Annotated in this window: 25 protein-coding genes; 12 read left to right on the top strand and 13 right to left on the bottom strand. The window is 52.7% G+C overall.

The annotated features are described in order from the left end of the window. Positions 1-37: 37 nt before the first annotated feature. From KTT_RS07315 to tgt, 3 genes are all read right to left on the bottom strand, one after another. Positions 38-1,858: a glycoside hydrolase family 2 protein gene (locus tag KTT_RS07315; protein ID WP_126595352.1), complete on the bottom strand. Its 1,821-nt coding sequence runs from the start codon at positions 1,856-1,858 to the stop codon at positions 38-40. A 94-nt stretch (positions 1,859-1,952) separates the two neighbouring features. Next, on the bottom strand, positions 1,953-2,780 hold the full coding sequence (locus KTT_RS07310) for a class I SAM-dependent methyltransferase (protein ID WP_160145710.1): 828 nt from the start codon (positions 2,778-2,780) through the stop codon (positions 1,953-1,955). Next, positions 2,764-3,894, bottom strand: a complete 1,131-nt coding sequence (tgt, locus tag KTT_RS07305) for a tRNA guanosine(34) transglycosylase Tgt (protein ID WP_126595350.1) — start codon at positions 3,892-3,894, stop codon at positions 2,764-2,766. The genes KTT_RS07310 and tgt overlap by 17 nt, the downstream gene beginning before the upstream one ends. Positions 3,895-4,355: 461 nt before the next feature. On the opposite strand from tgt, the gene KTT_RS07300 reads away from it, so the two are divergent. The 5 genes from KTT_RS07300 (at position 4,356) to KTT_RS07280 (ending at position 11,416) form a co-directional block, all read left to right on the top strand. Further along, on the top strand, positions 4,356-5,813 hold the full coding sequence (locus KTT_RS07300; RefSeq protein WP_126595349.1) for a TldD/PmbA family protein: 1,458 nt from the start codon (positions 4,356-4,358) through the stop codon (positions 5,811-5,813). A 17-nt stretch (positions 5,814-5,830) separates the two neighbouring features. After that, positions 5,831-7,168, top strand: coding sequence for a TldD/PmbA family protein (locus KTT_RS07295; RefSeq protein WP_160145709.1), 1,338 nt, complete (start codon positions 5,831-5,833; stop codon positions 7,166-7,168). A 336-nt stretch (positions 7,169-7,504) separates the two neighbouring features. Then, positions 7,505-8,050, top strand: coding sequence for a CvpA family protein (locus KTT_RS07290; RefSeq protein ID WP_160145708.1), 546 nt, complete (start codon positions 7,505-7,507; stop codon positions 8,048-8,050). A gap of 96 nt (positions 8,051-8,146) precedes the next feature. Beyond that, positions 8,147-9,475 (top strand): GTPase HflX, encoded by a 1,329-nt coding sequence (gene hflX, locus KTT_RS07285; RefSeq protein WP_235845631.1) that lies wholly within the window; start codon positions 8,147-8,149, stop codon positions 9,473-9,475. Between the two features lie 222 nt (positions 9,476-9,697). Next, a complete protein-coding gene (locus KTT_RS07280; protein WP_126595345.1) occupies positions 9,698-11,416 on the top strand; it encodes a methyl-accepting chemotaxis protein in 1,719 nt (572 codons plus the stop codon). Positions 11,417-11,437: 21 nt separating this feature from the next. Here the strand turns inward: KTT_RS07280 and KTT_RS07275 are convergent, their stop codons facing one another. The 6 genes from KTT_RS07275 to upp all read right to left on the bottom strand — a co-directional run bounded on the left by KTT_RS07275 (position 11,438) and on the right by upp (position 15,478). Beyond that, positions 11,438-11,689: a hypothetical protein gene (locus KTT_RS07275; protein ID WP_126595344.1), complete on the bottom strand. Its 252-nt coding sequence runs from the start codon at positions 11,687-11,689 to the stop codon at positions 11,438-11,440. Between the two features lie 131 nt (positions 11,690-11,820). Beyond that, positions 11,821-12,639, bottom strand: a complete 819-nt coding sequence (locus tag KTT_RS07270) for a M55 family metallopeptidase (RefSeq protein ID WP_126595343.1) — start codon at positions 12,637-12,639, stop codon at positions 11,821-11,823. Between the two features lie 215 nt (positions 12,640-12,854). Beyond that, positions 12,855-13,253, bottom strand: coding sequence for a response regulator (locus tag KTT_RS07265; RefSeq protein ID WP_160145707.1), 399 nt, complete (start codon positions 13,251-13,253; stop codon positions 12,855-12,857). Positions 13,254-13,435: 182 nt separating this feature from the next. Beyond that, entirely contained in the window at positions 13,436-13,849 is a 414-nt protein-coding gene (locus KTT_RS07260; protein WP_160145706.1) for a response regulator, read from the bottom strand. 351 nt (positions 13,850-14,200) lie between these two features. Continuing rightward, a complete protein-coding gene (locus KTT_RS07255; RefSeq protein ID WP_126595340.1) occupies positions 14,201-14,641 on the bottom strand; it encodes a hypothetical protein in 441 nt (146 codons plus the stop codon). Between the two features lie 48 nt (positions 14,642-14,689). Further along, positions 14,690-15,478, bottom strand: coding sequence for a uracil phosphoribosyltransferase (gene upp, locus KTT_RS07250; protein WP_268904496.1), 789 nt, complete (start codon positions 15,476-15,478; stop codon positions 14,690-14,692). A gap of 418 nt (positions 15,479-15,896) precedes the next feature. Here upp and KTT_RS07245 point away from each other — a divergent pair, with 418 nt between their 5' ends. The 5 genes from KTT_RS07245 to murJ all read left to right on the top strand — a co-directional run bounded on the left by KTT_RS07245 (position 15,897) and on the right by murJ (position 20,456). Continuing rightward, positions 15,897-16,187 carry a DUF503 domain-containing protein gene (locus KTT_RS07245; RefSeq protein WP_126595339.1) on the top strand — a complete coding sequence of 97 codons (291 nt, stop codon included), beginning with the start codon at positions 15,897-15,899 and terminating at the stop codon, positions 16,185-16,187. Positions 16,188-16,191: 4 nt separating this feature from the next. Further along, positions 16,192-16,986 carry a WecB/TagA/CpsF family glycosyltransferase gene (locus KTT_RS07240; protein WP_218030851.1) on the top strand — a complete coding sequence of 265 codons (795 nt, stop codon included), beginning with the start codon at positions 16,192-16,194 and terminating at the stop codon, positions 16,984-16,986. Further along, complete coding sequence (locus KTT_RS07235) at positions 16,976-18,004, top strand: bifunctional heptose 7-phosphate kinase/heptose 1-phosphate adenyltransferase (RefSeq protein ID WP_126595338.1); 1,029 nt, start codon at positions 16,976-16,978, stop codon at positions 18,002-18,004. The genes KTT_RS07240 and KTT_RS07235 overlap by 11 nt, the downstream gene beginning before the upstream one ends. Further along, positions 17,997-18,521, top strand: coding sequence for an adenylyltransferase/cytidyltransferase family protein (locus KTT_RS07230; RefSeq protein ID WP_126595337.1), 525 nt, complete (start codon positions 17,997-17,999; stop codon positions 18,519-18,521). The genes KTT_RS07235 and KTT_RS07230 overlap by 8 nt, the downstream gene beginning before the upstream one ends. A gap of 84 nt (positions 18,522-18,605) precedes the next feature. Then, entirely contained in the window at positions 18,606-20,456 is a 1,851-nt protein-coding gene (gene murJ / locus KTT_RS07225; RefSeq protein WP_126595336.1) for a murein biosynthesis integral membrane protein MurJ, read from the top strand. Between the two features lie 63 nt (positions 20,457-20,519). On the opposite strand, the gene KTT_RS07220 is transcribed toward murJ, so the two are convergent. Continuing rightward, positions 20,520-21,359 carry a PIG-L family deacetylase gene (locus KTT_RS07220; protein ID WP_126595335.1) on the bottom strand — a complete coding sequence of 280 codons (840 nt, stop codon included), beginning with the start codon at positions 21,357-21,359 and terminating at the stop codon, positions 20,520-20,522. Between the two features lie 368 nt (positions 21,360-21,727). On the opposite strand from KTT_RS07220, the gene KTT_RS07215 reads away from it, so the two are divergent. Both KTT_RS07215 and phoU read left to right on the top strand, forming a co-directional pair. Further along, entirely contained in the window at positions 21,728-22,144 is a 417-nt protein-coding gene (locus KTT_RS07215; RefSeq protein ID WP_235845629.1) for a response regulator, read from the top strand. A 400-nt stretch (positions 22,145-22,544) separates the two neighbouring features. After that, positions 22,545-23,294, top strand: coding sequence for a phosphate signaling complex protein PhoU (gene phoU, locus KTT_RS07210; protein ID WP_126595334.1), 750 nt, complete (start codon positions 22,545-22,547; stop codon positions 23,292-23,294). 72 nt (positions 23,295-23,366) lie between these two features. Here the strand turns inward: phoU and KTT_RS07205 are convergent, their stop codons facing one another. The 3 genes from KTT_RS07205 to KTT_RS07195 form a co-directional block, all read right to left on the bottom strand. Continuing rightward, positions 23,367-24,119 (bottom strand): SGNH/GDSL hydrolase family protein, encoded by a 753-nt coding sequence (locus KTT_RS07205; RefSeq protein ID WP_160145705.1) that lies wholly within the window; start codon positions 24,117-24,119, stop codon positions 23,367-23,369. A 188-nt stretch (positions 24,120-24,307) separates the two neighbouring features. Next, positions 24,308-25,753: an NADP-dependent isocitrate dehydrogenase gene (locus KTT_RS07200; protein WP_126595332.1), complete on the bottom strand. Its 1,446-nt coding sequence runs from the start codon at positions 25,751-25,753 to the stop codon at positions 24,308-24,310. Between the two features lie 255 nt (positions 25,754-26,008). Continuing rightward, complete coding sequence (locus KTT_RS07195; protein ID WP_160145704.1) at positions 26,009-26,584, bottom strand: beta-class carbonic anhydrase; 576 nt, start codon at positions 26,582-26,584, stop codon at positions 26,009-26,011. Positions 26,585-26,777: the final 193 nt, after the last annotated feature.

The raw sequence follows: 26,777 nt of genomic DNA, 5'->3' as shown, positions 1-26,777 counted from the left end.
CGCGGACCCGTCCCTCTTCTTTGATGGTGTTATTGGCTTATTGGCGGGTGTTTTTTTGTACCTCCTGCTCAATGGCCGCAGGACGCGCCTGGATCTCATGCAGGCGGCTATTGTCGAATTTTGAGCGGCGATCAAAGGTGAAGATGCCGTTCTGTTCTACCGAGACATCGGTGAGCTGGGTATAGCAATAGCCAAACATGTGTGGATTGTCCAGCAGGACATCGCAGAGAGCCTGGAAGCGTTTATAAAACTCTTCATGGGTCTCGGGCGCGGTGCCGTATCCCCAGCTTGATTTATTATCGCCTTTTTTAACCTGCTCGCTCCACCAGATGCCACCAAACTCACTGACGAAATAAGGCTGGTTGTTATAGGGTAAGGACATCTCGTGGCCGTCGCGCAGATTGGTATGGACCTTGCCCTCTCCTACATGCGCGTGGCGCTCTTTATAGCGCTCTATGTCGGCCCAGAAATCCTTTCCGGTCAGATAGTCGTGTGAGTCGTATACATCGGTCTCCGGAACACGGTGGGCGTAACCAGAGGCATCCAGCACGGGACGGGTGGTGTCCATCGCTTTGGCGGCCAGGAACATGGCGCGTGTAATGTCGTCCAGGTTCGTGATCTTTTCCTGGCGATCATAGAGGGTCTCGTTAAGCCCACACCATCCGACCAGGGCGGGATGCGAATAGTCGCGCTCCAGTTCTTCCAACCATTGCGCCACAAAGGCGGGCGTGAAAGTGTTGTCATCCTGCCAGGGAACACGGCCCTCAGAGCCCCAATCCGGAAATTCACCCCATACCAGGTAGCCTAACCTGTCAGCGTGGTACAGGAAGCGCTCTTCAAAGACCTTTTGATGCAGGCGCGCACCGTTGAATCCGGCCTCCATACTCAACTCGATGTCGTGTTTGAGAGCCTCATCGCTGGGGGCTGTTAGCACGCCGTCAGGATAGTATCCCTGGTCGAGCACCAGACGCTGGAAGACGACCTCGTTGTTGATTTTGATGGCACGCCCATCGATGGTGACGCTGCGCAAGCCCGTATAACTGCGGGCGCTGTCGATGACCTTGCCTTCAGCATCCACCAGGGAGATGGTCAGATCATAGAGATATGGATCTTGAATAGACCAAAGATGGCGACGGTCCGCGGGAATGGGCAGGTCCAGCCGTGGCGAAAAATCCCAGTCGGCAGCCGTTTCGGCTTCGGCCACGATCCCCTCTTTGTCGGAGAGCTCGGCGCGCAGGCGCAGTCCAGGCGTGTTGTTTGTGATTGGCTGCTCCAGGCGAATCACACTATTGGCCACATCGGGTGTAATGCGTGGCCGGCGCAGGGATACCTCTGGCACCGGTTCCATCCAGACGGTTTGCCAGATGCCGGTGGTGCGGATATAGAAGCAGCCCCAGTCGTAGTAGCGCTGTGATTGTTTGCCGCGCGGCTGAGGCGGCCGATGATCATCACGGGTGCGTACAACGATCGTTTTGGTGCCACTGGCCTTGCCCAGGTCACAGGTGAAAGGCGTAAAACCACCGCGATGGCGGACGACCTCAACCCCGTCTACCCATACCGTTGTGTCATAGTCAGAGGCCTGAAAATGCAACAGGATGTGCTGACCTTCCCACTCTCTAGGTATCGTCACGTTGCGACGATACCAGACGGCATTCATAAAATCTTTATTGTTGACCCCCGAGAGCTCCGACTCCGGACAAAACGGGACGGTGATACGATCCTTTAAGTCTCTGTCGAGTAGCCCTCGTTCCAGGCCACTATCACTATTGTCGATTTCGAACTGCCATTCGCCGTTGAGACATTGCCATGCATTGCGCTCAAATTGTGGGCGTGGGTATTCTGATCGGGGAATACTCATAAAAATACTCTAGCTCCTTCGAGAGATATTGTGGAGATACATTCAACGTTGTACTTACTTAATAATACTCAATAAGAGTCAGAAAATCTATGTGTTATGCCGGGCAAGTATCGATCAGAAACACAAGTTCGGTGGCGAATTCGAGCCTGTGGACCAGCCAGTTATCGGCCTCCACGAGGCGCTTAAAATGCTCCTCATAATAGCTGGCCATCCCCTTGCTTTTGCCGCCGAGACTCTGAATCGGATACGAGACAACGATATGGCGCGCATTGATGGTGTGTAAGAGCTGGTGGGCCGCCTGTTTATCGAGCTGTTCCAGGCAGGGGAGCACTTTGAGCACGAGCGCCAGGTCCACCGGCTGAGTAGGACTGGAGCGGACGACATCGCGGGCGTGGCTATGGCCCTCTATGTGCATAAGTTCAAAGTAGGAGGCCAGGAAATCCATCATGTTCTGGTAGATATCATAGGCGTAATAAGTGTAGGATTCTGACAGAGGCATCCAGGGTAGGGCGAGTGGATTGAGACCACAGGCGATGTCTACTATGCTGTGAATAGGAGGAAGCTGGGAGAAGAGGGTGGAATAAAAAACGTCCAGGATCGGCAGGCGCTCACGGGTTGAGGCGTGGTATCCCATCAGGTGTCGGCAGGCTTGCTTGATCTGCTCGGCCTGTCCCGTTGTCATGGCCTGCTGCAGCACGGCCTGCCAATCGGCTAGATGGTCGCGTCCATCCAGGTAGGCCCCTCCAACCTGGTGCAGCTTGTTCTTGGTAGCCTTTATCGCCTCCTTCAGGTTGCGTCGCTTCTCCAATTCTTGCGCCCCTATGCTGCTGATAAGCTCAGGGCAGATATCTCTATATTTGCTGCTACGGCTGACATCCGCCACCAGTTGTTCCAGGGCCGTCGTTTTATCTAATCTGGCCATAATATTCATTTCTAATGCGCTGTGTCAGCATGGTCATAAAGCGTAGATTGTGAATAGTTGCCAGGCGAAAAAAGAGTGTATCATTGATTTTGAAGAGATGATGGAGATAGCCGGCCGAATAGTGGGTGCAGCAGAGGCAGTCACAAAACTCCGAGACCGGGCGATCATTTTTGATATATTTGTCATCGTTCACATATATGTAGCTGAACCATCGCTCGCCGCTGGCGAAAGAGGTGGTGGCGGAGGTAAAGCTATAGAGGCGGGCATGGCGTGCATCGCGCGTGGGCATGGCGCAGTCAAAGATACCATAGCCCAGCCGAGTCAATTCCGCGATGCTGCCCGGATGTCCCACGCCCAGAGCGTGCATCTGATACTGAGCGGGTATCAGGTTGCGGGTATAGGTAATGATGTCGGTGAGCAGGTTGCCATGTTTATCCAGGGGCCAGCCGCCATAGCCGAAGCCATCGAAGCCGATTTCCAATAGTGCCTCGGCGCAGCGGCGGCGCAGTTCTTCGGACCCTCCCCCCTGAACAACGCCAAAGAGCAGCGGACGCTTCTCTTCCGCCAGCTTCTTCTGCTTGAGCAGGCGTTCATATTCTTTTTTGCAGCGTTTAGCCCAATCGATCGTGCGCGTGACCGCCTCGGTCTGCAACGCAGCATCCGCATCGACATGGGTGCAATAATCCAGGCACATAATGATGTCAGCCCCATAACTCATCTGCAACTGGACAGCTTTTTCAGGGGTCAGCTGAAACTTACGATCGGCACCTTCCGGCTTAAACGTGATGCCATCCGCGTTCAGAGAGCCAAACTTCGCGTTTTGCTGAATCAGTGAATAGGCCTGAAAGCCACCAGAATCGGTTACAATCGGTCCCTGCCAGCCACTCATGGCGTGGAGTCCACCCAGGGATTGGATGGTGGACGTGCCGGGCCGCTGCATCAGGTGAAAGGTATTCATAACCAGGGCCTGGATCTGGCAATTTTGCAGATCGGTCGCATCGGTTGAACGAACAACTCCCAGCGTTGCGTCCGGCATAAACACTGGTAGGTCGATGGCGCCATGGGGTAAGTGCAGGCTTCCATACTGTGGCTGGGCGGTGGGTCCGTATTGCATGGTCTTCCTTACTGTTTCTTCGATTTGTAAGCTTTATGCGTCTAAAGATAGGGACTGTAGGGTCGTAAAAGATTGAGGCTATTATAACACACTTTATGTGCCTTACCCGTAGGCATGTCCGACGGCATACACGGCCTGTTCATGTCAATTTGGTGACGATCCGGGCGAGTGGACAGGCGAGGGAAAAATCCGTACAATAAAGCATAATATCACAACGATAGTGCGATAGAAGTATGGGTGCCTCTTTATCGATGCGCAATTGTTGCGCGATTGCTTACTTCTATCGGTATGTTGTTCGGCCAAAGCGCATTGTATGCCGACTCTATTCCAATGAGGGAATGGCAAAAAAGCAGCAGGTTCATATATCATATGACATACCTGTTGTTTCCTTTGGCGTGACCTTATTTAGAAGGTCATATATCGTGTGCTGGCCGGCTTGTATGAAGTAGAAAGAATAATACATGCGTGAACTCGCAATCAGAGCCATCAATGCCGCCCGGCAATTCGGAGCAAGCTACGTAGATGTACGCGTGATGGAGCGTACCACCGAAGGCATTGAGGTTAAAAACGGCCGTGTCGAGGGCGTGTCCAGTGGGACAAGCAGTGGTTTTAATGTGCGCGTGATTGTTAATGGAGCCTGGGGATTCGCCAGTAGCGCGCGTATGGATAATGCTGAAGCCGAGCGTATCGCCCGCCAGGCGGTACAGATTGCCCGCGCGAGCGCACTGGTCTCCGGTGAAGCGGTACGCCTATCAGAGCTGCCGCCACAAAAAGGGTCTTATCGTACTCCGATGCGGATCGATCCATTTACGGTGCCCTTAAATCAGAAGGTGCAGCTCTTACTGGATGCCGATGCCGCCATGCGCAGTGTTGATGGGGTCGCTATCACCAGCGCGATGATGGAATACTCGCGTGAGCGCAAGTTTTTCGCCAGCTCCGAAGGTAGCGAAATCGAGCAGGAGCTTTTCGACACCGGCGCGGCCATCTCCGCCACGGCTGTAGATCCCGAGAGCAACGAGCTACAGACGCGCTCCTATCCCAACTCATTTGGTCGCCAGGCAGGGACAACCGGATACGAATTTATCGAGGCGATGGACCTGGTGAATCATGGCGCGCGCATAGGTGAAGAGGCCGTGCGCCTGCTGGCGGCCCCGCAGTGCCCCAGTGGCGTCACCACCATTATCCTGGATGGTCCGCAGACCGCTCTCCAGGTACATGAATCCTGTGGACATCCCATTGAACTGGATCGTGTGCTCGGCTACGAAGCGGGTTTTGTAGGTAAGAGCTTCTTAACCACAGACAAGCTAAATAGCAACTATCGCTATGGGTCGGACGTAGTTAATTTGACGGCGGACGCGACTATTCCAGGTGCGTTAGGAACCTTTGGCTGGGACGACGAAGGGGTACCGGCTCAACGCACGCCGATTGTTTCTCAGGGCATCTTCAGCGGCTACCTGATGTCGCGCGATACCGCGCCTCTGATCGGTCTGAGCAGCAATGGTTGTGTGCGGGCGGATGGCTGGAACCGTCTACCGATGATTCGTATGACCAATGTCAGTCTGGAACCCGGTACATGGAAGCTGGATGACCTGATCGCTGATACCAGTGATGGGCTCTATATGAGCATTAATAAAAGCTGGAGCATCGATGATCGCCGCCTGAACTTCCAGTTTGGGGTAGAGCTGGCTTACGAGATCAAGAATGGCAAGTTAGGACGCCTCTATAAAAATGCTACCTATACGGGCATTACGCCGCAGTTCTGGGGCTCGTGCGATGCCGTATGTAGCCAGGATGAATGGACCGTGTGGGGCACGCCAAACTGCGGGAAGGGCGAGCCAATGCAAGTGATGCGCACCGGTCATGGAGCGGCCCCAGCACGTTTCCGCAATGTGCAGGTTGGCGTTGGACGGTGGTCATAGAAATGGGAGTAAATAGCATGTATTTTGATGAGGCAAGCGTTCGCACGTTGCTGGAGAAAGTTTTGCGCTATTCCCAGGCCGAGCAGACAGAGGTGGTATTTGACGCCACTGAGAGCGCGCTGACCCGTTTCGCCACCAACCATATCCATCAGAACGTCGCCGAGAGCGATCACGAACTGCGGGTGCGCGCCGTGGTCGGCAAGCGAGTAGGAGTCGCAACCACCAATCGGCTGGACGATGAGTCCTTGCGCAAAGTGACGGAGCAGGCGCTGGAGATTGCGCGCATCCAGCCCGAGAATCCCGAGTTCCATTCGCTTCCGAGCCCCGCTCCGACGCTATCGGCGGCTGGCTACAGTGAGCGCACCGCCGGGTTTACGCCCGAGGAACGGGCGCGCCGCATAGGGATTATTGTACAACTGGCCAAAGAGCGCCACCTGGAGGCCGCGGGCGCATTTTCGACCAGCACCCACCACGTGGCGGTCGCCAACTCGCTCGGCGTTTTCTCCTATGAGCCACGAACGGATGCGGAATGCCATGCCGTCGTGATGGCCGACGCGCACGGCTCTGGTTATACCCAGCGTATGGACACCAACGTGGATAAGCTCGATTTTGAATGCATGGCACGCGAGGCGGTCACCAAGGCCGAGCGCAGCCGCCACCCGATCGATATCGAGTTAGGAGAATATCCCATCGTCCTGGATTCGTATGCAGTCGCCGACATGCTTCAAAATCTGATCTTCATGGGACTCTCCGCGACCGCTGTGCAGGAGGAGCGCAGCTTTATGAATGGTCAGTTTGGTAAGCAACTGGCCAGCTCATTGATTACACTCTACGACGATGGTCACGACCCCGCTGGTCTGCCGCAGGCTTTTGACTACGAGGGGGTTCCCAAGCAGCGTGTCAACATCATCGAGCGCGGTATCGCGAAGGCGGTCGTCTACGACTCGTTTACAGCCGCCCGCGAAGGCAAGCCCAATACTGGTCATGCCCTGCCGGCGCCCAACAGCGAAGGCCCGATGCCGCTCAACCTCATGTTAGAGGCGGGAGATGCAACACTTGAAGAACTAATTAAAGGTGTCGATCGTGGTATTTATGTAACACGTTTTCACTACACAAATCCGTTGCATCCGGTGAAAACGCTGCTCACAGGTATGACGCGAGATGGGACATTTCTCATTGAGCATGGGGAGCTAACCCGGCCCGTAAAAAATTTACGCTTTACCCAAAGTATTCTCGATGTCTTACGTGGCACAACCGCGCTTGGCTGCGAAAGCATTCAATATACTGATTATCTCACAGTTGTAGCGCCCGCCCTGCGCGCCGACAGCTTCAACTTCACCGGTATCACCGGCTAAGCAGGTAGTAGCAGTTGTATATCACATGCGCATCTGCGCATGTGATATACAACTGGCCAGATATGCTTTGAGTGCATGGGAGCTTCAATAGAAGCACTGTTTGTGCTGTGCTGCAGGCCACGCGCTGTAGCGCGTGGCCTGCAGCACAGCACAAACAAAAGAGATTGGGGCGTCAGCGCCCCCAGGCTGGCGAACACGAAGGTCCCGAATGGAGATGTGAGCCACCTCACACCCCATTTGTTACCAACCTCCTACTCACGTTGTATCATTGTGTATGATAATAGACTCATCCGTTCAACTGTAAAGTAAATACTCATGGTCCGGGAGGATAAAGCGATGTCTCTCAGCTGGGTTGATATTCTCTTTCTTGTGACAGTCGCCCTATTAGTCTTTAATGGTTTGCGCAATGGAGCCGTTTTTAGTTTAGTGAGTTTGCTTGGACTTCCCATAGGTCTCTGGGTCGCATACACCTATGGTCCTCAGTTTACCCAGACGCTCTCCTCCAATGGCATTCCGGCAACGCCCCTCATCTCGTATATTGTGCTCTTCTTTGGGTGTGTTTTCGCGGTTCACATTGTCGGCAACTTTATTCGTGGCGCGGTCAGAAGCCTCCCTGTTATCAGTCAGGGAGACACCTTGTTGGGTGGCGCGATCGGTCTTGTCGAAGCCTGGCTGCTCTGGCTCTTGTTGCTGATCGTGCTGGGTGCCTTCCTGGGTCATCTGCAAACCTCGCTGGTTCAGGGCTCCAGTGTAGTTCCCGGATTGAACGTTCCCACCGAGCAATTACAGGGCTGGCACGACTTCTACAATCAGGCGGTCACCAATAGCTTATTCGCCAAAGTGAATGGCCTGTTCGTCAAATCTTTGCCCAGACTACCGTAGGTCCGTCTCTCGTGGACCGGATAAAACTTGCATTCTCATGGTCTAATTCATACAATACACAATAGCATGCTGTTTGTATTAGTAATAGACCGGAGGTTGATTACGGTAAAATCTGAACGTTTCATCGATACCGGTGTCAGTCGTGGACCTGAGCGTGCCTGTCTGGTAGCGGTCGAGGCTACAAATGCTGATAGCGTCTGGAGCGTCGAGGACTCGCTGAACGAGCTGACCGCGCTGGCCCACACGGCTGGTGCTGAAGTAGTCGGCACCCTGCGTCAGCGATTAGCACATCCTGATGTCGCGACATACCTGGGGAAAGGACGCTTACAGGATCTTATCGATCTGGAGAGGCAGCTTGATTGTGAACTGATCATCTTTGACGATGAGTTGTCGCCTACCCAGCAGCGCAACCTTGAAAAGGCCCTTAACGCGCGTGTCATTGATCGTACGGCATTGATTCTCGACATCTTTGCTCAACATGCACGTACTCGTGAAGGTATTCTGCAGGTGGAACTGGCCCAGATGGAATATCGCCTGCCTCGATTGAGTGGTCAGGATGTAGAATTTACCCGCCAGGCCGGTGGATCGCGGGGTGCCAGCGGTGGTGTGGGCGGCGCGATCGGCGTCCGTGGCCCCGGTGAAACCAAGCTAGAGATTGATCGGCGGCGCATTCGTAGCAGGATCTCGGAGCTCAAAGAAGAGATCGAGGATGTGCGTCGGCAGCGTTCCATTCACCGTCGGCAGCGCGAGGCCCAGGCCATGCCTGTCATCGCTGTGGTTGGATACACCAACGCTGGCAAATCCACCCTCTTTAACGCCCTGACCTCCGCGAATGTACTGGCTGAGAACATGTTGTTCGCCACACTTGATCCAGTCACCCGCAACATTACCTTGCCCAATCACCAGGAGATCCTGGTAACAGATACTGTGGGTTTCATCCAGAAGCTGCCGACCAAACTGATCGCGGCGTTTCGAGCCACCCTTGAAGAGGTGGTGGAGGCGGATATACTGCTTGAGGTTGTGGATATCAGCCACGAGAACGCTATCGAGCAGAATGAAACCGTCAACGAGATCCTGGAAGAACTGGAGGCCGCCGACAAACCAAGGGTAACAGCCCTGAATAAGGTAGACCTGGTGGATGATCCCGACGATATCGATACCAGCCTGTATCCCAATGCGGTCCCTGTGTCGGCACTCAAGAAGCGGGGACTGGATAATCTGATGGAGACTATGGCCCGGGTGATAGCGGAGGATATGGTAGAGATAGATGTGATTATTCCGTATCGCAAAGGGGACCTGGTCGAGCTTTTCCATCGTCGGGGCAATATTGAAAAGGAAGAGCATCTGGAGGATGGGGTACATATCGTAGGGCGTATCCACCGCGCGCTGCGTGGCTACTTCCTCTCCTATTCGAACGCTGGATAGCTTACCTGTCTGTATGCTCAAAACATTGTGATGACGAGGTGCATGAAGGTATGATGATCGTACCTTCATGCACCTCGTCATTGCTGGTCGCTGGCAGACACTCTACAGGGACCCTATCGATACTGATCTGGCTGGAAGGGCTACTATCTTGTCGATCAGGGGGTGGTATGCTATTCTGCTGGGTATAATCACTCCGATCTTGAGTTTGAAAAGGCACAGATTATGTCAGAACGAAAACCGCCATCAAGATTCCTCCGCGTCCGTATCCAACCTACACTCCAGGGACGTGATGCGGCTAGTATTACGCAGGAGCATACTGTGAAGCGTGAGTTACAATCGACTGTTAGCAACTCGTCCCTTTCCGAAAGGGAGCGCTATATTCAACAGACCCGCGAACTGGTACGACTTTGCAGTCTGTTGCGCGCCGATCTGGACCTCAATGATGTCCTGCAGCAGATTGTTGCTTCCACTGCTGCCTGCACCGGTTTTCGTAACCTAAATATCAATCTGCTGGATCAGAGCGGCAAAATGCTTTCGTCCGTGGCCTCGATTGGTCTCTCAGAAGACGATGCGCGTACTCTGCGCGAAACGCCGTTTGCCGTTGAATTGTTTACCAACACAATGCAGCCTGAATTTCGTATTAGCCAGAGTTATTTTATTCCTCATGATCGCGATGAAGCGCTGTCGGCTATACCAAGTATAACGGTGACAAAAGTAGACCGCGACCATTATGAACCAGGGCAATGGCACCCTGATGATTCTTTGTTAATACCTCTATACAGCCCGCGCAAACAAGAATTGTTGGGGTTTCTCTCTTTAGATGATCCAGAGGATGGTAAGGTGCCAACTGCCGAGACCATACAGGTGATAGAGCTATTTGCTAATCAGGCGGCGATCGCGATCGATAATGTGCGCATCTTTCAGGAGCGCGAGGCGGAGCATCGTGCATTGGAGTCGGCGGTTTCGGCTTTAAGTGAGGAGATCCAGTTGCTTTCGCAGGGCGATATGCGACCACGCATCTCTTCGCAACACCCACGTCTACAGCCGATCGCCGATACGCTCAATTTGACGGTTGAGCGTATCGGTGCTATTTTGCACGATATGCGCGGGGTGGCCCAGGCGGTTGATGCCCATGTGCAGAATGTGCAGCAGAACTCTGAACTCCTGGTGCATGACACACATGTCCAGGAGGTGCAGATCGATCAGATCTCGCGCACCATCAGTGATTTCGCACAGATGATGAGCCGCATCTCCGAACGGGCGGCCCACCTTTCGAAGACGGCCATCGATGGAGTTGACGTTACCAATGAGGCGCAGAACGCCGTGGATCGCACTGCCGAGGGGATGGGGATGGTACGCGAGGCTACCCTGCAGTCCGCTCGCATGATGAAACAGCTAAGCGAGAGCGGCCAGGAGATCAATGAGACCGTCTCCGGCTTGAATGATTTGACCATGCGTATGCATCTGCTGGCTCTCAATGCAGCCATCGAAGCGACGCGTGCCGGAGAAAACGGTCAGGGCTTTACGGTGATTGCGCAGGAGATTCGCACGCTGGCGATGAGTAGTTCTGAAATCGCGCGGACGGTGAGCGCTTATATTCATACTATTCAGCAAGAGACGACCAATGCTTCGCAGAGCGTGGAGCAGAGTACCCAGGAAGTGGTCAAGCAGACGGAGCTGGTAATGCAGACAGGGGTGGCGCTGGATGCGATTGGGGTGGTAACAGATCAGCTCACGCACCTGATCGATGGCATCTGTGCAACCGCTGAGAGCCAGTCGCAGGGTTCTCAAATGGCTGTTAGCGCCATCACTGAAATCTTGCGTATGACGGGTGATGTCACCCGCCATATGCGTGAAATGCAACAATCTACGAATCGTTTGTCTGAATTTACGGATGCGTTACGTTCACGGCTGGCACTGATTCGTTTGCGTGATGAGTGAGAGGGCCGCGCCGTCAAACTCCTAGCACCGATGACCCCGTTGGCGTGCTTCTGTATAGGCGTTCTGAGCCTCGGTTGTTCTGCCCATCTGCTCCAGCACCTGCCCCTTATGGTAATACAAAGCGGCCGCGCGTGGTGCCAGGAAGATGGCCTGCTCATAAGCACTTAAAGCGGTTTCCGGCGCATCGGGGTCGACGACATCAAACGTATTGGCGATTGAAAAAATCGATGAATAGCTCTCATCCATATATTGCGAGTGAGCAGAACTTTGCATGGCTGCCCTTTCTTTTTTCTTGTGCTCTGTGGCAATCTATTCGAATAACTCGTATGTTTTATCTTAAAGAATATTCTGTTTAAGAACACTTAAACAGGTTGGCATCCCCCGATTGTCCCTGGTCTGTTATATCAGTGTCTATACCAGAAGTGGTCCCAGGCTTCCCAGAAAGTATCAGCGGTCGCTGACACCATGCGCGGACCCTCAATGCGAACGCCCTCGCGTCCGATAAAGCTGCTGGCGCGCTCTGGGGTGGCCAGTTCAACACGGAACGTCACCGGCCCCGCGACCTTGTAGGGTTTGGGCCAGTTTGCGTTCTGACTCAGAGCCTGCGCCACGCGCATCTCGATCAGAGAGCAGGCATCCTGGGGAGCCAGGTTCCTGGCTGTATAGCGTCCAAGCCCCTGTTTAACCTGGGCGGTCACAATCTCTTCACCCAGCAGTGCCTTGACTTCGCGGCAGGTCGCCTCGTCACCAGAAGCGAAGATAGCTGGTACATCCCAGCAGCCTGCGATGGCGGCCAGGATGCCGCTCTCTCCCACTAGCGTATCGTTAATCCAGGCATTGTGCCATTCTTCGGTAGAAACGGTATGGCAGAGCACCCCATCTGGTGTACCAGCCATAGCATGGGCACCCACAAAAAGGACTGCATCACACCCTTTTTCAAAGGCTTCAATATAACGAGCCCATGGATAGCCGAATACATATTCCGCGCCCGACTCCAGCCGCGATGGTAGGAAACTTTTAAAGCTATAGGCTCCCCCGGCTCCATGACAATCGACTACCACCACTTCAGTTGCCCCGGCCGCTCGTGCTCCCCGTACGGCCGCGTTCATCTCATCGGTGTAGAGTTTGCGACATTCTTCATAAAGGGCTGTCCCGGCGTTAACCTGCTCCCATGCCTCAATACAAGAAATGCCTTCCATATCACAGAAAATGACAACGCGCATGTATGCTCTCTTTCCAACCTGCCAGGGTAACTATCTTCGCTTCCTTTTCCCCCTATTTATTACTCGTATCATACTCCTATCCGTTCTACTGATAAAACAGGCATAGTACTTTATGCCTCATCGCCTCCTAACCACCAGGTGAACTGCATAAAAGCTGCACAAAAGGAGACGCGGGGTAAGCAGTTACTTACCCCGCGTCTCCTTTTGTGCAGCTTTTATGCAGTTATTATTTTTTCAATTTCTTGTAAGAGGTCATCCAGTTCGAAAGGCTTTTCTATATAGGGTAGGCGCAACCTGTCTAATTCCTTTTCAGAAAAGTTCGCGCTCATAAATAGAACAGGTGTATTTTCCAACCCCTCAGTTGTATGTAGAAGGTTGTATAATTCGAGACCATCCATACCAGGAAGTTGGTAGTCCAGCAGGAACATATCTGGCTTACGTTGACGGATAGCGTTCAACGCTTTAAAGGCATCGACAACCAGGAATGCCTGATAAGGTGTTTCCTGTTGAATCGCATGAACAATAAACTCGCCAATATCTAAATCGTCTTCAACCACAAGGAGGGTTTTTATTGCAACGGCATCTTTAGTGCCTGAGGTTGTTTTGTCTGACATAGGTTCCAACTCCTGTTTCAACCACTGGATAAATAGAGTCATATTAGGTACGCGGATAAAGGGTATCCCGTTTCACGCTATATAAAATTCAGGCATCTTCGACGGCAACGATGGGAATATACAAAAAGTGTAGGACCTGCAGCGATCGGCGGCAAAATGTTTCCGACCATTTAAATTTGAGTCTAATGAGGAGAGCTGGATGTATCGGACATCTTTACCACTTTTTCAATAGTTTTTAGCAGTTCATCCAATTCAAATGGTTTCTCTAAGAAAAGCACATTGCTCTGTTTAATATCCTCTTTTTCAGTGCTGGCACTCAGAAAAATAGTAGGAACGTTTTTCAGCCCCGCTTGCTGGTGGAGTTGTTGATAAAGTTCAAAACCATTAATGCCTGGAGGTAGAAAATAATCAAGTATAAAGAGATCCGGCGTTATCGTCTGAACTACCTGTAGCGCCTCGTCCGCGTTGGCCGCCAGGATTGGCGTATAGATTGTCTCCTGCGAAATTACCAGGGAAAGAAATTCCCTATTGTTGGGATCATCCTCGACGATCAATATATTTTTTTGTGGCTGTATGGCTGTCGATTGCTGTGTCATTGGTAGGGAACTCCTTATAGCCATGAGCGGTTTAAGGTACCGGTACGCCTGTTTTTATTATACAAAATACATCCATATTTACGGGTCCTTTCAGATAGATACGTTGTTTCGGTGAACCCGGAGGCGTTATGGCTATACTACTTACTTTTCACGTATAACTGGTAGCATAAGGTGATTGGAATTGAGAATGGTCGTGTTTTTGCTATCGCTGGTGGGTTGTCTGGAAAGCCTGAATTCCAGCTGGTTGTTCAAACCTACCAGAAGACATACAGCCTGGCGAATCTGGTTACTGGTTCTGATTAGTCAGGTTCTTTGTCAAAGAAATATCATTATGAATGATAGCATATTTACTTACCGGCGACGCTTGCGTTTCCTCTGCCTTACCCGTGGCTCTTCATATTCACGATAAAGGCGTTTTCCTATCTTCCAACCAAAGTAGCCACAGATGATCACGGCCAGCAGTGCAACCACAAACATCACGACGCGAATGGTCGTGCTCAAGCTGCTGTGGAGTACGCTCGCCAGGGGATCTGCGTAGAAGCGACCAAAGAGGGCCACGCTCAAACTGAGTAGCATACCGACCATGGTACCCAGACAGCAACCAAGGGGGCCACCATTGGTTTCCCCCTGAGCTTCTGGTGGTAACTGTGACTGTGGAGAAGGGGAGGCGGGAGGCGGTGTGGTCTGTGATTCTGTCTCTCCTTCAGGGGGCAATCCCGCCCCTGCTGACTGTGGAGGCTGCGTTTCGCGAGCAGAATCTTCCGACGAAAAAGAATCAGATGGCGTAGACACAGAAATTAATCCTTTATATCCAGCAGAACGGCTGATAGAGCAGCCGGACTAGAAGGTCCCAAACTGGCGATCTCCGGCATCCCCAAGACCTGGAACAATATAACCCATATCATTGAGCGACTCATCGAGCGCCGCGACATAAATATCTATATCGGGATGCGCCTGGGCCAGTCTCTGTAGCCCATAGGGAGCGGCGATGATACCCAGATACGAGAGGCGTGGAATGCCCCGGCGCTTAAGAATATTGATCGCATCGATGGCTGAACCACCCGTTGCCAGCATTGGATCTACTGCGTAGACAACCTGTAGATCTACCTGGTGTGGCAGGCGATTATAGTATTCCATAGCCTGCAACGTCTCCTCGTCGCGGCGCAAACCAAGATGCCAGACCTGCACATCCGGGATCACCTGGCGAAAGCCCTCGGCCAGTCCGAGGCCCGCTCGCAGGATGGGTGTCACCCCGATGCCACCGGCTAAGCGATAGCCCGTGGTACTCTGCAATGGCGTCTCGATTTCGCTCTTCTCCAGAGCCAGCTTCTCCGTCGCCTCATAAGCCAGTAGCGCCCCGATCTCCTTCACCAGTTGATAAAACTGTGGAGGAGGAGTATTCTTATTGCGTAACAGGGTCATCTTATGCGCCATCACAGGATGAGACGAAATATGGACCCGGGGCAGCTTCAAAACCTCATCGCGCGTCGGCTGAGGTACCCCCTGCATCGGCAATTTCGACTTTCCGCCCTGTGGACTCGTTCCTAGCATGTCTCTACCCTCATCATAAATCATATAAACTTTACTGAGAATTGTATCAGAGTTGAGCAGAGGCGTCGAGTCTACCATTATTCCACTCCTCTCGCATGAGAGGAGTGGAATAATGGTAGACGTCTTTCAGGGGCGTAGCCCCTAGCCCCGTAGTGCCGCCCTGCGGGCGGCGGCGAAAGAAGAGAAAAGAGATTCTGTGGGGACACCCCACACCCCGGCAGGAGGGCCTCGCCGGCCCTCCTGCACCTCCCGCTCCGGTGCCGAATGTAAGGGGTGCGGGGTGTCTCCGCCTTCTGTCCTTCCCCGCGCACCAAAGCAGCAGGGGGTGCAGGGGGACGGCAGTCCCCATGCCGGGGTGCGGGGTGTCCCTGCCTCTCTTCTTTTCCCCCCTCGCGCCGCAGGCGCGAGTGAGCTTCGGAAGAGCGCGCATGGCGTCCCAATAGTCCATAGGTCAAGTAAAAGAGAAAGGCAGCCCTGCATATGCTATACTACACGCATGGTTATAGCTGCAGCTGAAATAACATTGCATTTGCCGGAATGCCACTCATTAAAAGATAAACGGCAAATTATAAAATCTATCATGGCTCGTGTACACAACAAGTTTGATGTCTCGATTGCTGAAGTTGGCGATAACGACCTCTGGCAGAGCGCCAAAATCGGGTTGAGCCATGTTAGTAACAGTAGTCAGCTCGCTGACGAAATATTATCCCATATCAGGCGCTACATTGAGGAGACACGTCCTGATATAGTGCTTTCTGCTTTTGAAAAAGAAGTAATTCATTGGTAAATCTATGGTACAAATGCTCAATACACGACCGTCTGATGTACCACCACCCGTTTATATATTGGGGGTGCGTGTAGATCGCCTCACCCAACGCCAGGTACTTGCTCACCTGGAGCAGATACTCTCTTCCGCTCGTGCCAATCCAACACCGTCTCCCTGCCAGCAGATCATCACCGTCAATCCCGAGTTCGTGATGGCGGCCCGGCGAAACCCCCTCTTCCGTACCTGTATCAACCAGGCCGCTCTGGTGATGGCGGATGGGATCGGTATTGTGCTGGCGGCCCGCTTTTTGCGTCAGCCAACACCGGAACGGGTCACAGGCGTTGACACCCTGCTTGAGCTGGCCAGATTATGTGCCGGGCAGGGATATCGCATGTTCTTATTGGGGGCAGCCCCAGGCGTGGCTGAGATCGCTGGTGCTCGCCTACAGGACCTTTATCCCGATTTGCAGATCGCGGGCACTTACGCGGGTTCACCAGCTGTAGAAGAAGAACTGGATATCCTTGAACGTATCCGTGCTGTGCGGGCTGATGTCCTATGTGTCGCCTATGGCGCGCCCGCCCAGGATCTCTGGATATATCGCAACCTTGGTCGTCTGCCGGTGGCATTGGCGATGGGCGTCGGTGGCTCCTTTGATTTTCTGGCGGGCAAACAGCGCCGGGCTCCTCTCTGGATGCGTAAGAGCGGACTCGAATGGCTGTATCGCCTCTATCGTGAACCATGGCGCTGGCGAAGAATGTTAGCTCTACCTCTATTTGTATTGCATGTGGTATTGAAAGGGCGTAATTCTCATGACGCTTGACACTCCTACCTCTATCCCCACTGCCAGCACGCTGCGCTCGCTGATTCGCTCCTTCGCGGGCAAGCACGTACTGGTGATCGGAGATATGGTATCTGACGAATATATCATCGGAAACCCCGCGCGCATCTCACGCGAGGCTCCGGTTCTCATATTAGACCTGACCGAAGAGCGTATCGTTCCGGGGGGAGCCTGTAACGTCGCGGTCAATACCCGCTCGCTGGGCTCTGATACTCTGCTGGCTGGTGTGGTGGGTGACGACATCGCGGGCCGCAAGTTGCGCGAAGCTATCGCTACCTGGAACATGAATCAGGACGGCGTGATCTCCGATAAGGATCGTCCCACCTCCACCAAGACGCGCATCCTGGCCGGTAGTCCGCAGATCGTGCAGCAGCATATCGTGCGCGTCGATCGCGTCGACACATCCGATATCAGTCCCGCCAGCAAGAGTCAGATGCTCGACTACATCGGGCGTGTCCTTCCCACCATCGATGCTGTTGTCATATCCGATTACGCCAACGGCGTGATCAGTCCTGAGATTATCGAAAACTGCGTCCCCACGGCCCGGTCCCTGAACAAAGTGGTGGTGGTGGACTCGCATGGATCATTCTCGCGTTTCCAGGGTGTGACCGCTTTGACGCCGAATCAGCCCGAGGCCGAAGCTGAGATTGGTATCACCATTCGTACTCAGGCAGAATTAAATGAGGTCGGGCGACGTTTATTAGAGAGAAGCAACGCGCAGGGTGTATTGATTACCCGTGGTAGCGAGGGGATGAGTCTGTTTGAGGTTGGCAAAATACCTCTACACCTGCCCATCTATCCACATGCCTTTGGCAGCGAGATCGTGGATACCAATGGCGCGGGCGACACGGTTGCCGCTACGTTTACCCTTGCTTTGACCGCTGGCGCCAGTATGGCGGAGGCGGCCTACCTGGCCAATGCCGCGGCCTCACTGGTCGTACGCCGCATGGGATGCGCCAGCAATACACCTGATGAACTGATGGGAATTCTACATGAGTAAAACGATTCAAGAGTTGACGCAAAACAAGATCTTAACGCGTACAGAACTGGCCGAGGAGGTCAGACGACGTCAGCAGGCGGGTGAGCGTTGCGTCTTTACCAACGGCTGCTTTGACCTCTTACATCTGGGCCACATCCGCTACCTTCAGGAAGCACGTGCGCAGGGTGATTTCCTGGTACTGGGCCTGAACAGCGACGAGAGCGTACGCCGCTTCAAAAGTCCTACGCGTCCCCTGGTTCCCGAAGACGAGCGGGCAGAGATTCTGGCGGCCCTATCCTGTATCGATTATGTGACGATTTTCCCCGAAACGACCGCGGAGGCGCTGATTGATCTCCTGCGTCCGGATATCTATGTCAAGGGCGCCGACTACGCCGGGGCGCAGGGTGGTCAACCCGATACGACGCGACTGCCCGAAGCCAGGCATGTCATGGCTTATAATGGTGAAATCAAGCTTATCCCTTATCTACCACATCACTCGACCACAGAGTTGATCGCGAAAATCAAGCGTTTGCCATAGGGTTTATGGTTGGTTGGGGTGGTTACTCTGCTTATGTGTGAAGCTCCACTATTTTTGCTTATGGATCTATGAGGAGCAATTTTTATGGCAAAAGATTCTATCAATGAAAAAACACTCTCATCTCAAAACAATCAAGATAACGATGCGGTAGAGGCGGTGCCTACGGTGCTGGGCGGACGGAATGGAGATTCTGAGGCTAGCATGGAGGTTATTGAGTCCGCGCCCGTTGCTCCTCAGGATGAAGATGCGGCGCTCTCCGCGCCCGAAACCACAATATCGGAAGAGCAGGAAGTAACCACTGCTCCAACTGAACGAGAGGTAAAGAGCGATCGCAGGGAACTGGTCAAGTCGGCCTCGCTGGTCGCCCTGGGCAACCTGGGCAGTAGCTTGCTAGGTATGCTACGACAGAGCTTCGTCGCTTCTACCGGACCGCTTATCTCAGGACCCTTTATTGCCTCGCTCTCTCCGGCGCAGAAGTTCAATGATTTTATCGTCAACGGATCTGTGCCTGGAGCCCTCATTCCTACTTTCAATGACTATGCCGAGGACAGAGAAGCTTTACGGCGCCTGGTTTTTACCATCGTTAACCTGGTCCTGATCATCATGACCATTTCATCAGTGGGTTACTTTTTTGTAGCTCCCTGGTTTACCAATACGATCCTCGCGGCCGGTTTCCATGCGCAGGAGAAGCTGTTGACGCTACAGTATACGCGCATTGTCTTCTTCTCACTGCTTGCATTGGGACCCTTCGCCGTTCTGCAGGCCGCGCTCTATGCTCAAAAGGAGTTCGGTTGGACCGCCTTCGCGGCTGCTGCCTATCACGCGGGTATTATCGCGGGTGCTATCTTCACGGCCGTGGTGGGTGATCACTTATTTGGTGGTCTGGGACATTATGGGCTGGCCTTTGGTGTCATCCTGGGTACGGTTGGTGAGGTCGTGCTGTTGATTCCGGCCATGCGCAATCAGCGCATGCGCTATATGTTTGTGCTCGATCTCAAACATCCAGCGCTGCGCCATATCTTGAAGCTCTACGCCCCGGTCGCTTTTAGCTTCTTCTTTTCTGCCTGTGTGGCTTTTCTAGACCAATTTTTGACTACCCTGACGCCCTGTATGGAGGTGATGCGGCAGGTTAAAAGCTGCGGTGATGCAAACCTATCCGCGATGAACTTCGCTACCCTGCTCATTCAATTTCCAGGCGGGCTCGTCGCTTCGGCGCTCTCGTTCGCGGTGTTGCCCACTCTGACTACGTATATGCGCGAAGGAGACATCGAGCGCTTCAAGAGCACGCTGCTGCTCGGTTTCCGACTGGGCCTGCTGCTGATGATTCCTGCCGCCGCCGGCCTGATCGTCTTGAAACTGCCGATTGTTACCTTGCTATTCCGGCACGGCAACTTTACACCGGCACAGGCGGTCGTGACCGCGACGGTGTTGCAGAACTTTGCTTACCAGTTACCTTTTATCGCCATCGATCAGTTGCTTATCTCGGCCTTTTACGCGCGCAAGAACACCATCATCCCCGTCGCCGTACTGGTGCTCAGTGTGATGGGTTACCTGGCGGTCGCGCTGCCGTTCTGGCGTACCGTCGGTGTACCGGTGATGGCCCTCGCCAATACCGTGCAGAACACCCTGCATCCGCTGATCCTGTTGCTTATTCTCTGGAAGACAATTGGATCGCTGCATCTGCGTGGCGTTTTGCCAGCGCTGTTGAAGATGCTGGTGGCGACCGCTGTGATGGTGGCCGCGGCCTGGGGACTCCAGTTTGGCCTGGGACATCTGCACCTGTTCGCGTCATCGCCGTTTATCAGCAGCCTGGTGACGGTGATCATCGCCGGAGGTATCGCGGCCATCGTCTACTTTGCGCTGGTGATTGCCTTCAAGGTAGAAGAGGTATCGATGCTGAAGGGAGCCGTCATGGCTAAACTGGGCAAGAAATAAGCGGTTGAGCACATAAAAAAACCTCTCTGCCTGGAGAAGTTTTTTTATGTGTTTATCTCCCTATCAAGGGACATGGGCAAACAGATCATTCTCACCCATGTTGTCGTTGCCCACGCGCGAGGTGGCCAGTTGAAAGTATTCGGAACTGCGCCACTTGCGCTGTAGCTCGCGCGGCAGGCGAATGATCGGGAGCACCGAATCTACCTCGCTGCGATGCATATCCCACGAGCGTTTCTTCTCCTGCTGCCAGTCCTCAACATCCAGCAGGACACTGATCTGATTATCATCAAAGCCCGAATGTTCAAGGTCCAGATTTTTGAATACATTGTCAAAGGCCTGATCCTGAATCCACTCGGACATCATCAACACCTGGCGGCGTGAATACGAGGTATAGTACAGCTTGCAGGCGGAATAGCCAGGGCCCATCTCAGGATAGAGATCGTTATCGGCCGCGGCATGAAAGGCTCCAATCGTGTACTTATAGATGGCAATGTGATCTGGATGACCATAGCCCCCGGATTCATCAAACGTCACAATGACCTGTGGTTGAAATTCGCGGATGATCTTAACGATCTTGCCAATTACTTCGGCTGCATTGGCATTGATGAGCGCCTGGGGATGCTGGTTGGCGGGTGTATCAGGCATCCCTGAGTCACGATACCCCAGAAACCATAGATGCTGGACATTGAGCACCCGGGCGGCCTCACGCATCTCCTCCTCACGAATCTCACCAAGGTTGTTTGGTGCGGTCAGGATCGGGTCGGAAGATTCTCCGACTTCCCCACGCGTAGCATAGACAAGGCCGGTCTCAACACCTAGTTCCTGATATTTCAGCAGAGCACCGCTGATAAGTCCCTCGTCATCGGGGTGGGCAAAAACGCCAAGTAGTCTTTTCGTTGACATGGTTTTTGTTCCTTTTTCTACTGCCTGCCTTGTGGATGGAACCTTTCTGCTAATGTAGCATGCGCTAAGAATGACTGTCAATTGCGTTGCTTTTCAGATGCCTACGGGGCTGGAGAACGCAAGTATCAGCACTCTTTTATTTATATTAATATTACGAGTTATGCTTGTATAGTAAAAAATGGTCGCATTATTTCAGTGTAATGAGGTGGGAGTATGGTTGCTTTAAATAGATTATTAATATGTGTATGTTTGCTTATTATAACCACATTTTTTTGGCCGTAAGGGTTGCTGGGATGCTCTGTTACTAATAAATTCCGCAAGACGTGTTAAGGTCGTCAGAAAAAATACCCAGGAAAGGCTATACACTGATGATGAAAGATGCAAAGAAGAGAGTATTGGTTATCAATGATACTGAGGCTATCCTCGACCTGTTTCGTGTCCTGCTAGAAGAAGAAGGTTTTGAGGTGTTTCTGTCATCGTATCCAATGCAAAAGACGCAGGAAATTGAGCATATCCAGCCTGATCTTATTATTCTCGACTTTATTTATGGGAGTCAGAAAAGTGGTTGGCAGATGTTACAGATGCTCAAAATGTATCGTCCCACTTCCCATATCCCCATTATTATCTGCACTACCGCTATTGATGAAGTGCAGGAGCAGGAAGGATATCTGTCAGCGCAGGGAGTGAAGGTTGTCTATAAGCCCTTTGATATCGATTCTCTCTTGTTAACCATAAAACAAGTATTTAAAACCAGTTCCTCTGCTCTTCATAACAGGGATATATAAAGATGCTTTTCAAGTATATGGTTTATATTTGTTTATCATGCATAAGAAGGTACTCTATGTGCGTTCCATGATACACTATAGTTTGTAAAGCCTTATCCCTAAAGAATAGAATGTGGGGTTAGACTATGACTCTATCATTCCTCTGATAAATATGCTACACTATGCTTAGTGTGCAAATTTATATGCAGATTAGAGTATTGCATGCATCTAAAGTCCTCTTTAACGCAAAGATTTGTGCTATTTTTAGTTATCGCTAATAGTAACTGGAATTGATGATGTATCGATTGAATATTTGATTTGTTCCTTTCAATTAAAAGGTATTTGTAGCTGGTTACAAGTAAGTGATGCTTTCGATTGCTTGTGATAGCATTGCCAATAAGAACCGAGTGAGGAGAGTTGAATGGCAAGATCAACATTAGATAGAGAATTACAGGAGTTGGATTCTCAGATTCAACGTTTAGGTGCCCTCGTCGATGAGGCATTAGATAAATCTCTGCAGGCCCTGGCGACTGGCGATCTCGCACAGGCGGGTATGGTCATTGAAGCTGATTCAACAATTGATAGCTTACGTAAGACAGTGGAGGAACATGCTATTCGCCTGCTAACGATGCAGCAGCCTCTTGGTGGTCGCGATCTGCGCTATCTAACGTCGGCCCTGGCCATTGCTGGTGATCTGGAGCGTACAGGTGATGGGGCAGCTGGTATCGCTCAGATTCTTTTGCGCATGGCACCCTTGCGTAGCGGTGATGGAATTGTAAGTACCGCAACCACTGGTGATACCCAGGTTTCTGAAGCCACGGCTCTGCGCGGCATCCTTGAACTGGGTCGAGAGGCGCGTCGCGTCTTACAGGGGGCCATGAAGGCGTTGGCTGAGCGCGATGTGAAGGCGGCTCGCTACATCTGGGAAGAGGACGACGTGGTGGATGTGCGCTATCACCTGGTGCGCCATGATCTGATGGCCATGATGGCTGGCGCCCATGCCATTCCTACGTTGCAGAATGACTCCAAGGCTTTGCAGCGCGTCACCTATCTCTTATGGATCGCCCACAAGCTAGAGCGCGTCGCTGACCACTGCACCAATATCTGTGAACGCCTGGTATTTACCGTTGAAGGCGAAAACGAAATTATCGCCTCTTCAGAGAAGCAATAATTGAGAGCAAACGCATAGAGCGGCAGATACCCCCGTGTGTCTGCCGCTCTATGCGTTTGCTCTATGCCATGATCAGGATTTGATGGCCTGCCAGAAGAGGTTTGAGAGCTGTACATAACCGGCGGCGCTTGGATGGAAGCCGTCACCGCTGATATATTCGGGATGTGAGGTGAGCAGGCTATCCTCAGCAGTAAGGTCAACCAGCGTAACACCATACTTATGTGCCAGGCTGGCAATGCTGGCATTCCAGCGCTGGATCTCGGATCGCATCTGCGTTTTTTGGGCGGCACTGCTCCGCGCAAAAGCAGGTAGACGTGTCAGATCTGGCAGGTTGGCCATAACCATGCGGGCCTGGGTCTGTGAGTGCAATTGTTTGAGCATAGAATCAAGATCGTGCATATAGTCATTGTAAGGGACGCCTGCGATAAAGTCGTTGGTGACCAGCCAGATCGTAATCAACTGCGGATCGGTGTTCAGAGCCAGCGGGAGCTCTCGGGTCAATGCTTCATGCAGGTGGATCCCACTGACGCCCAGGTTAATCATGTGTGATCCCTTGGGCAGACGATCAGAAATCAAAGGGACATAGCCCTGGGACCCCGGCTGCTGGCTTCCCACCCCGACCGCGTCTGAAGCTCCGAGCGCAACATATACCAGCGGTCCGTTGAGAAGCTTTGCACTGGCAACCGTGGTAGCTGTAGGAGTGGTAGCTGGCTGATTGGTTTTAACCGGACTGCTGGAGCCGCCACAGGCGCTTAAAAATAGCATAAAGGCACAGACCAGGATCAGCAAGAAACTGGTCGAATTTTTATAGATATGGGTCTGCATACAGTTATTCACTTTTTTCTGGCAATGACTAATACGAAGGCAATAACGTCTCCATTGTATCATACGACAGTATATTGCAACATGATACACAATGATATTTTTTTATTAAGTAAGAAAGGACCGTGTATGTGCCGTCCGCTTGAGCGGATGGCACATACACGGTCCTTTCTTACTGTTTTTTTTGACGCTTAAGCGCCGGAAACGGATGAGTAGCCGGGCTGGCCATCAAAGTCGTAGAGGTTCTCGATTTTGATGAAGTCCAGGCCGCTCTCATTGATGCGCTGGAGCAGTGAGGTGATCTGGGCGTGGTTGATGGTGCCTTTGCTTAGGAAGCGGCTGCGCCAGTGGTCGGTCGTGAAGGTCTCGGGGAGACCATGGGGCCAGACGCGCGCTCCACGGTTGGTGATCAGCTTCAATTCGAGACCATCGCCGTTGGCCTGCTGCAGGAGGGCAGCCAGCTTCTCGGTATCATGCTCGGCCCAATCCAGGAAGACATCTACGCCAACCAGCTCTTTCTTGCTCACGACGCGCTGGCGCTCAATCTGCTCACTGGTCTCCTGTTTGGGGGCGGAAGCATAGTGCACCGCCTTCAGGGTCTGAGGCTCCTGTCCCAGGCGCGCAATTACGGCCTCGGCGAATTCTCTCGTGCCAACCTTCTGCTTGCTGACACCCTCTTCAAAGATGTCGTAGGTATGGATACCATCCTCCATCGTGCGCAGCCAGGCGTTGTGCACGCGGGTCGCGACTTCAGGCTGATCGATATGGACCAGCATCATTACCGCGGCCAGCAGCAGGCCAGAAGGATTGGCCAGGTTCTGTCCAGCGCGACGGGGGGCTGAACCGTGGATGGCCTCGAACATCGCGCACTGCTCACCGATATTGGCCGAGCCAGCGAGTCCGACCGAACCGGCGATCTGAGCCGCCACGTCCGACAGGATATCACCATACAGGTTTGGCATCACCACAACGTCGAAGGCCTCAGGGGTATCGGCCAACTTGGCGGAACCGATATCGACGATCCAGCTCTCATTCTCAATATCGGGGTACTCTTTGGCGATCTCATCAAAGACCTTGTGGAAGAGGCCATCGGTAATCTTCATGATATTGTCTTTCATGAAGCAGGTGACTTTTTTGCGATTATTGGCGCGTGCATATTCAAAGGCGTAGCGAATGATCTTCTCTGAACCAGGGCGGCTGATCAGCTTCAGCGACTCCATCATATCATTCGTCTGGCGATACTCGATACCGGTGTACGTATCCTCTTCATTTTCACGAATGATTACTACATCCATGACAGGATGCTTGGTATCGACAAATGGATAATAGGAGACGCAGGGACGGACGTTGGCGTAGAGGCCAAAGGTGGTGCGTGTTGTCACGTTCAGGCTCTTATAGCCACCACCCTGTGGCGTAGTGATAGGAGCTTTAAGGAAGACCCGGGTGCGGCGCAGCGATTCCCACGCGCTGGGCTCAATTCCGGCGCTAATACCACGTAGATAGACCTTTTCGCCAACTTCGATGGTTTCAGGCTCAATCTGGGCACCCGCCGCCTCGATAATATGGAGGGTCGCATCCATAATTTCCGGCCCGATACCATCACCGTGGGCCACTGTAATTGGTGTCTTGTTTGCCATTCGTTTAGGAGTCCTTTCTCCGCCTGACCGCTCCTCATATGCAAAGGAGCGGAGTATAAGGTTTGGAACATAATAAAGAGCACGTACCTTCGCCTATGGACGCTTGCAGTACGTGACTCCTGAAAATAACCCCGGGTAATCATGGCACAGGGTGTCAGTGATTACCCGCATTGTACCACATGCGAAAAATTTCATCTTTTTTGTGTGGTGGCGCAACCGGCGCGCGCTTGCGCCACCACACAAAAAAGATGAAATTTATGCTTTCGCTTTGCTTCCATCGTCGACAACGGTTAATTTACCCGTATTGATATCGATGACCAGTCCATAGACTGGAATCCGGGGCAAGAAGGGACTCTGGCGAATAATGTCAACCACTTCTTGCACATTGAGATGTACATCTTTAAAGGCACCGATCCAATCAACCAGCCCGTTGGCATCCTTGAGGTTGCATTGCTGGATCAATTGTTGTGGATCGACTCCCAGCGCCTGCATGGCTGAGGTCAGAACGGTCGGGTCGACTTTTGAGAGGCCGCACTCGGTGTGTCCGACCACGAAGACCTGGCGCACCCCCAGCAGGTAGACGCCACCGGCCAGAGAACGAATCAGATCGTTGTCCGCTTTAGCACGCTCAGGTGATGAGATAGTGGCGCCAGCCGTGCGCAGTTCCAGCACATCGCCGCGCTCCAGACCCAGGGCGGGCTCAAACATGTTGACCAGGCGACAATCCATACACGTAACTACCGCCGTATGCTTACTCGGAGCATGTCCAACGTGGGGCAGCGTTGTTTGCTGAAGGAAGCGCTCATTGTGAGCTAAAATATCTTGAAGCATCAAAGTCATTTTCCTTATTTATCTTTATCGAAAAAACAGCCTTGCAATTTGACGGCCTCAGTTTAACATGTACATTGTACCGTATACAAGTAGCGGCCGGGCTATGATCTTTAACTTTTTAACGTGGCATAACATGCCTCATGTATCCCCGCCAGCGGCGGGGAAAGGGGAAGGGGGATTGGTGGGGGACTTG

Source organism: Dictyobacter aurantiacus (assembly GCF_003967515.1).
Lineage (GTDB): Bacteria > Chloroflexota > Ktedonobacteria > Ktedonobacterales > Ktedonobacteraceae > Dictyobacter > Dictyobacter aurantiacus.
The sequence above is the reverse complement of the archived record's forward strand: the minus strand, read 5'-3'. Positions and strand labels throughout refer to the sequence as shown.

Excerpts from the sequence above, each read along its gene's own strand:
- KTT_RS07315 (WP_126595352.1), bottom strand. The coding sequence starts at position 1,858 with ATGAGTATTCCCCGATCAGAATACCCACGCCCACAATTTGAGCGCAAT.
- KTT_RS07310 (WP_160145710.1), bottom strand. The coding sequence starts at position 2,780 with ATGGCCAGATTAGATAAAACGACGGCCCTGGAACAACTGGTGGCGGAT.
- tgt (WP_126595350.1), bottom strand. The coding sequence starts at position 3,894 with ATGCAATACGGACCCACCGCCCAGCCACAGTATGGAAGCCTGCACTTA.
- KTT_RS07300 (WP_126595349.1), top strand. The coding sequence starts at position 4,356 with ATGCGTGAACTCGCAATCAGAGCCATCAATGCCGCCCGGCAATTCGGA.
- KTT_RS07295 (WP_160145709.1), top strand. The coding sequence starts at position 5,831 with ATGTATTTTGATGAGGCAAGCGTTCGCACGTTGCTGGAGAAAGTTTTG.
- KTT_RS07290 (WP_160145708.1), top strand. The coding sequence starts at position 7,505 with ATGTCTCTCAGCTGGGTTGATATTCTCTTTCTTGTGACAGTCGCCCTA.
- KTT_RS07280 (WP_126595345.1), top strand. The coding sequence starts at position 9,698 with ATGTCAGAACGAAAACCGCCATCAAGATTCCTCCGCGTCCGTATCCAA.
- KTT_RS07275 (WP_126595344.1), bottom strand. The coding sequence starts at position 11,689 with ATGCAAAGTTCTGCTCACTCGCAATATATGGATGAGAGCTATTCATCG.
- KTT_RS07270 (WP_126595343.1), bottom strand. The coding sequence starts at position 12,639 with ATGCGCGTTGTCATTTTCTGTGATATGGAAGGCATTTCTTGTATTGAG.
- KTT_RS07265 (WP_160145707.1), bottom strand. The coding sequence starts at position 13,253 with ATGTCAGACAAAACAACCTCAGGCACTAAAGATGCCGTTGCAATAAAA.
- KTT_RS07260 (WP_160145706.1), bottom strand. The coding sequence starts at position 13,849 with ATGACACAGCAATCGACAGCCATACAGCCACAAAAAAATATATTGATC.
- upp (WP_268904496.1), bottom strand. The coding sequence starts at position 15,478 with ATGGTAGACTCGACGCCTCTGCTCAACTCTGATACAATTCTCAGTAAA.
- KTT_RS07245 (WP_126595339.1), top strand. The coding sequence starts at position 15,897 with ATGGTTATAGCTGCAGCTGAAATAACATTGCATTTGCCGGAATGCCAC.
- KTT_RS07240 (WP_218030851.1), top strand. The coding sequence starts at position 16,192 with ATGGTACAAATGCTCAATACACGACCGTCTGATGTACCACCACCCGTT.
- KTT_RS07235 (WP_126595338.1), top strand. The coding sequence starts at position 16,976 with ATGACGCTTGACACTCCTACCTCTATCCCCACTGCCAGCACGCTGCGC.
- KTT_RS07230 (WP_126595337.1), top strand. The coding sequence starts at position 17,997 with ATGAGTAAAACGATTCAAGAGTTGACGCAAAACAAGATCTTAACGCGT.
- murJ (WP_126595336.1), top strand. The coding sequence starts at position 18,606 with ATGGCAAAAGATTCTATCAATGAAAAAACACTCTCATCTCAAAACAAT.
- KTT_RS07220 (WP_126595335.1), bottom strand. The coding sequence starts at position 21,359 with ATGTCAACGAAAAGACTACTTGGCGTTTTTGCCCACCCCGATGACGAG.
- KTT_RS07215 (WP_235845629.1), top strand. The coding sequence starts at position 21,728 with ATGATGAAAGATGCAAAGAAGAGAGTATTGGTTATCAATGATACTGAG.
- phoU (WP_126595334.1), top strand. The coding sequence starts at position 22,545 with ATGGCAAGATCAACATTAGATAGAGAATTACAGGAGTTGGATTCTCAG.
- KTT_RS07205 (WP_160145705.1), bottom strand. The coding sequence starts at position 24,119 with ATGCAGACCCATATCTATAAAAATTCGACCAGTTTCTTGCTGATCCTG.
- KTT_RS07200 (WP_126595332.1), bottom strand. The coding sequence starts at position 25,753 with ATGGCAAACAAGACACCAATTACAGTGGCCCACGGTGATGGTATCGGG.
- KTT_RS07195 (WP_160145704.1), bottom strand. The coding sequence starts at position 26,584 with ATGCTTCAAGATATTTTAGCTCACAATGAGCGCTTCCTTCAGCAAACA.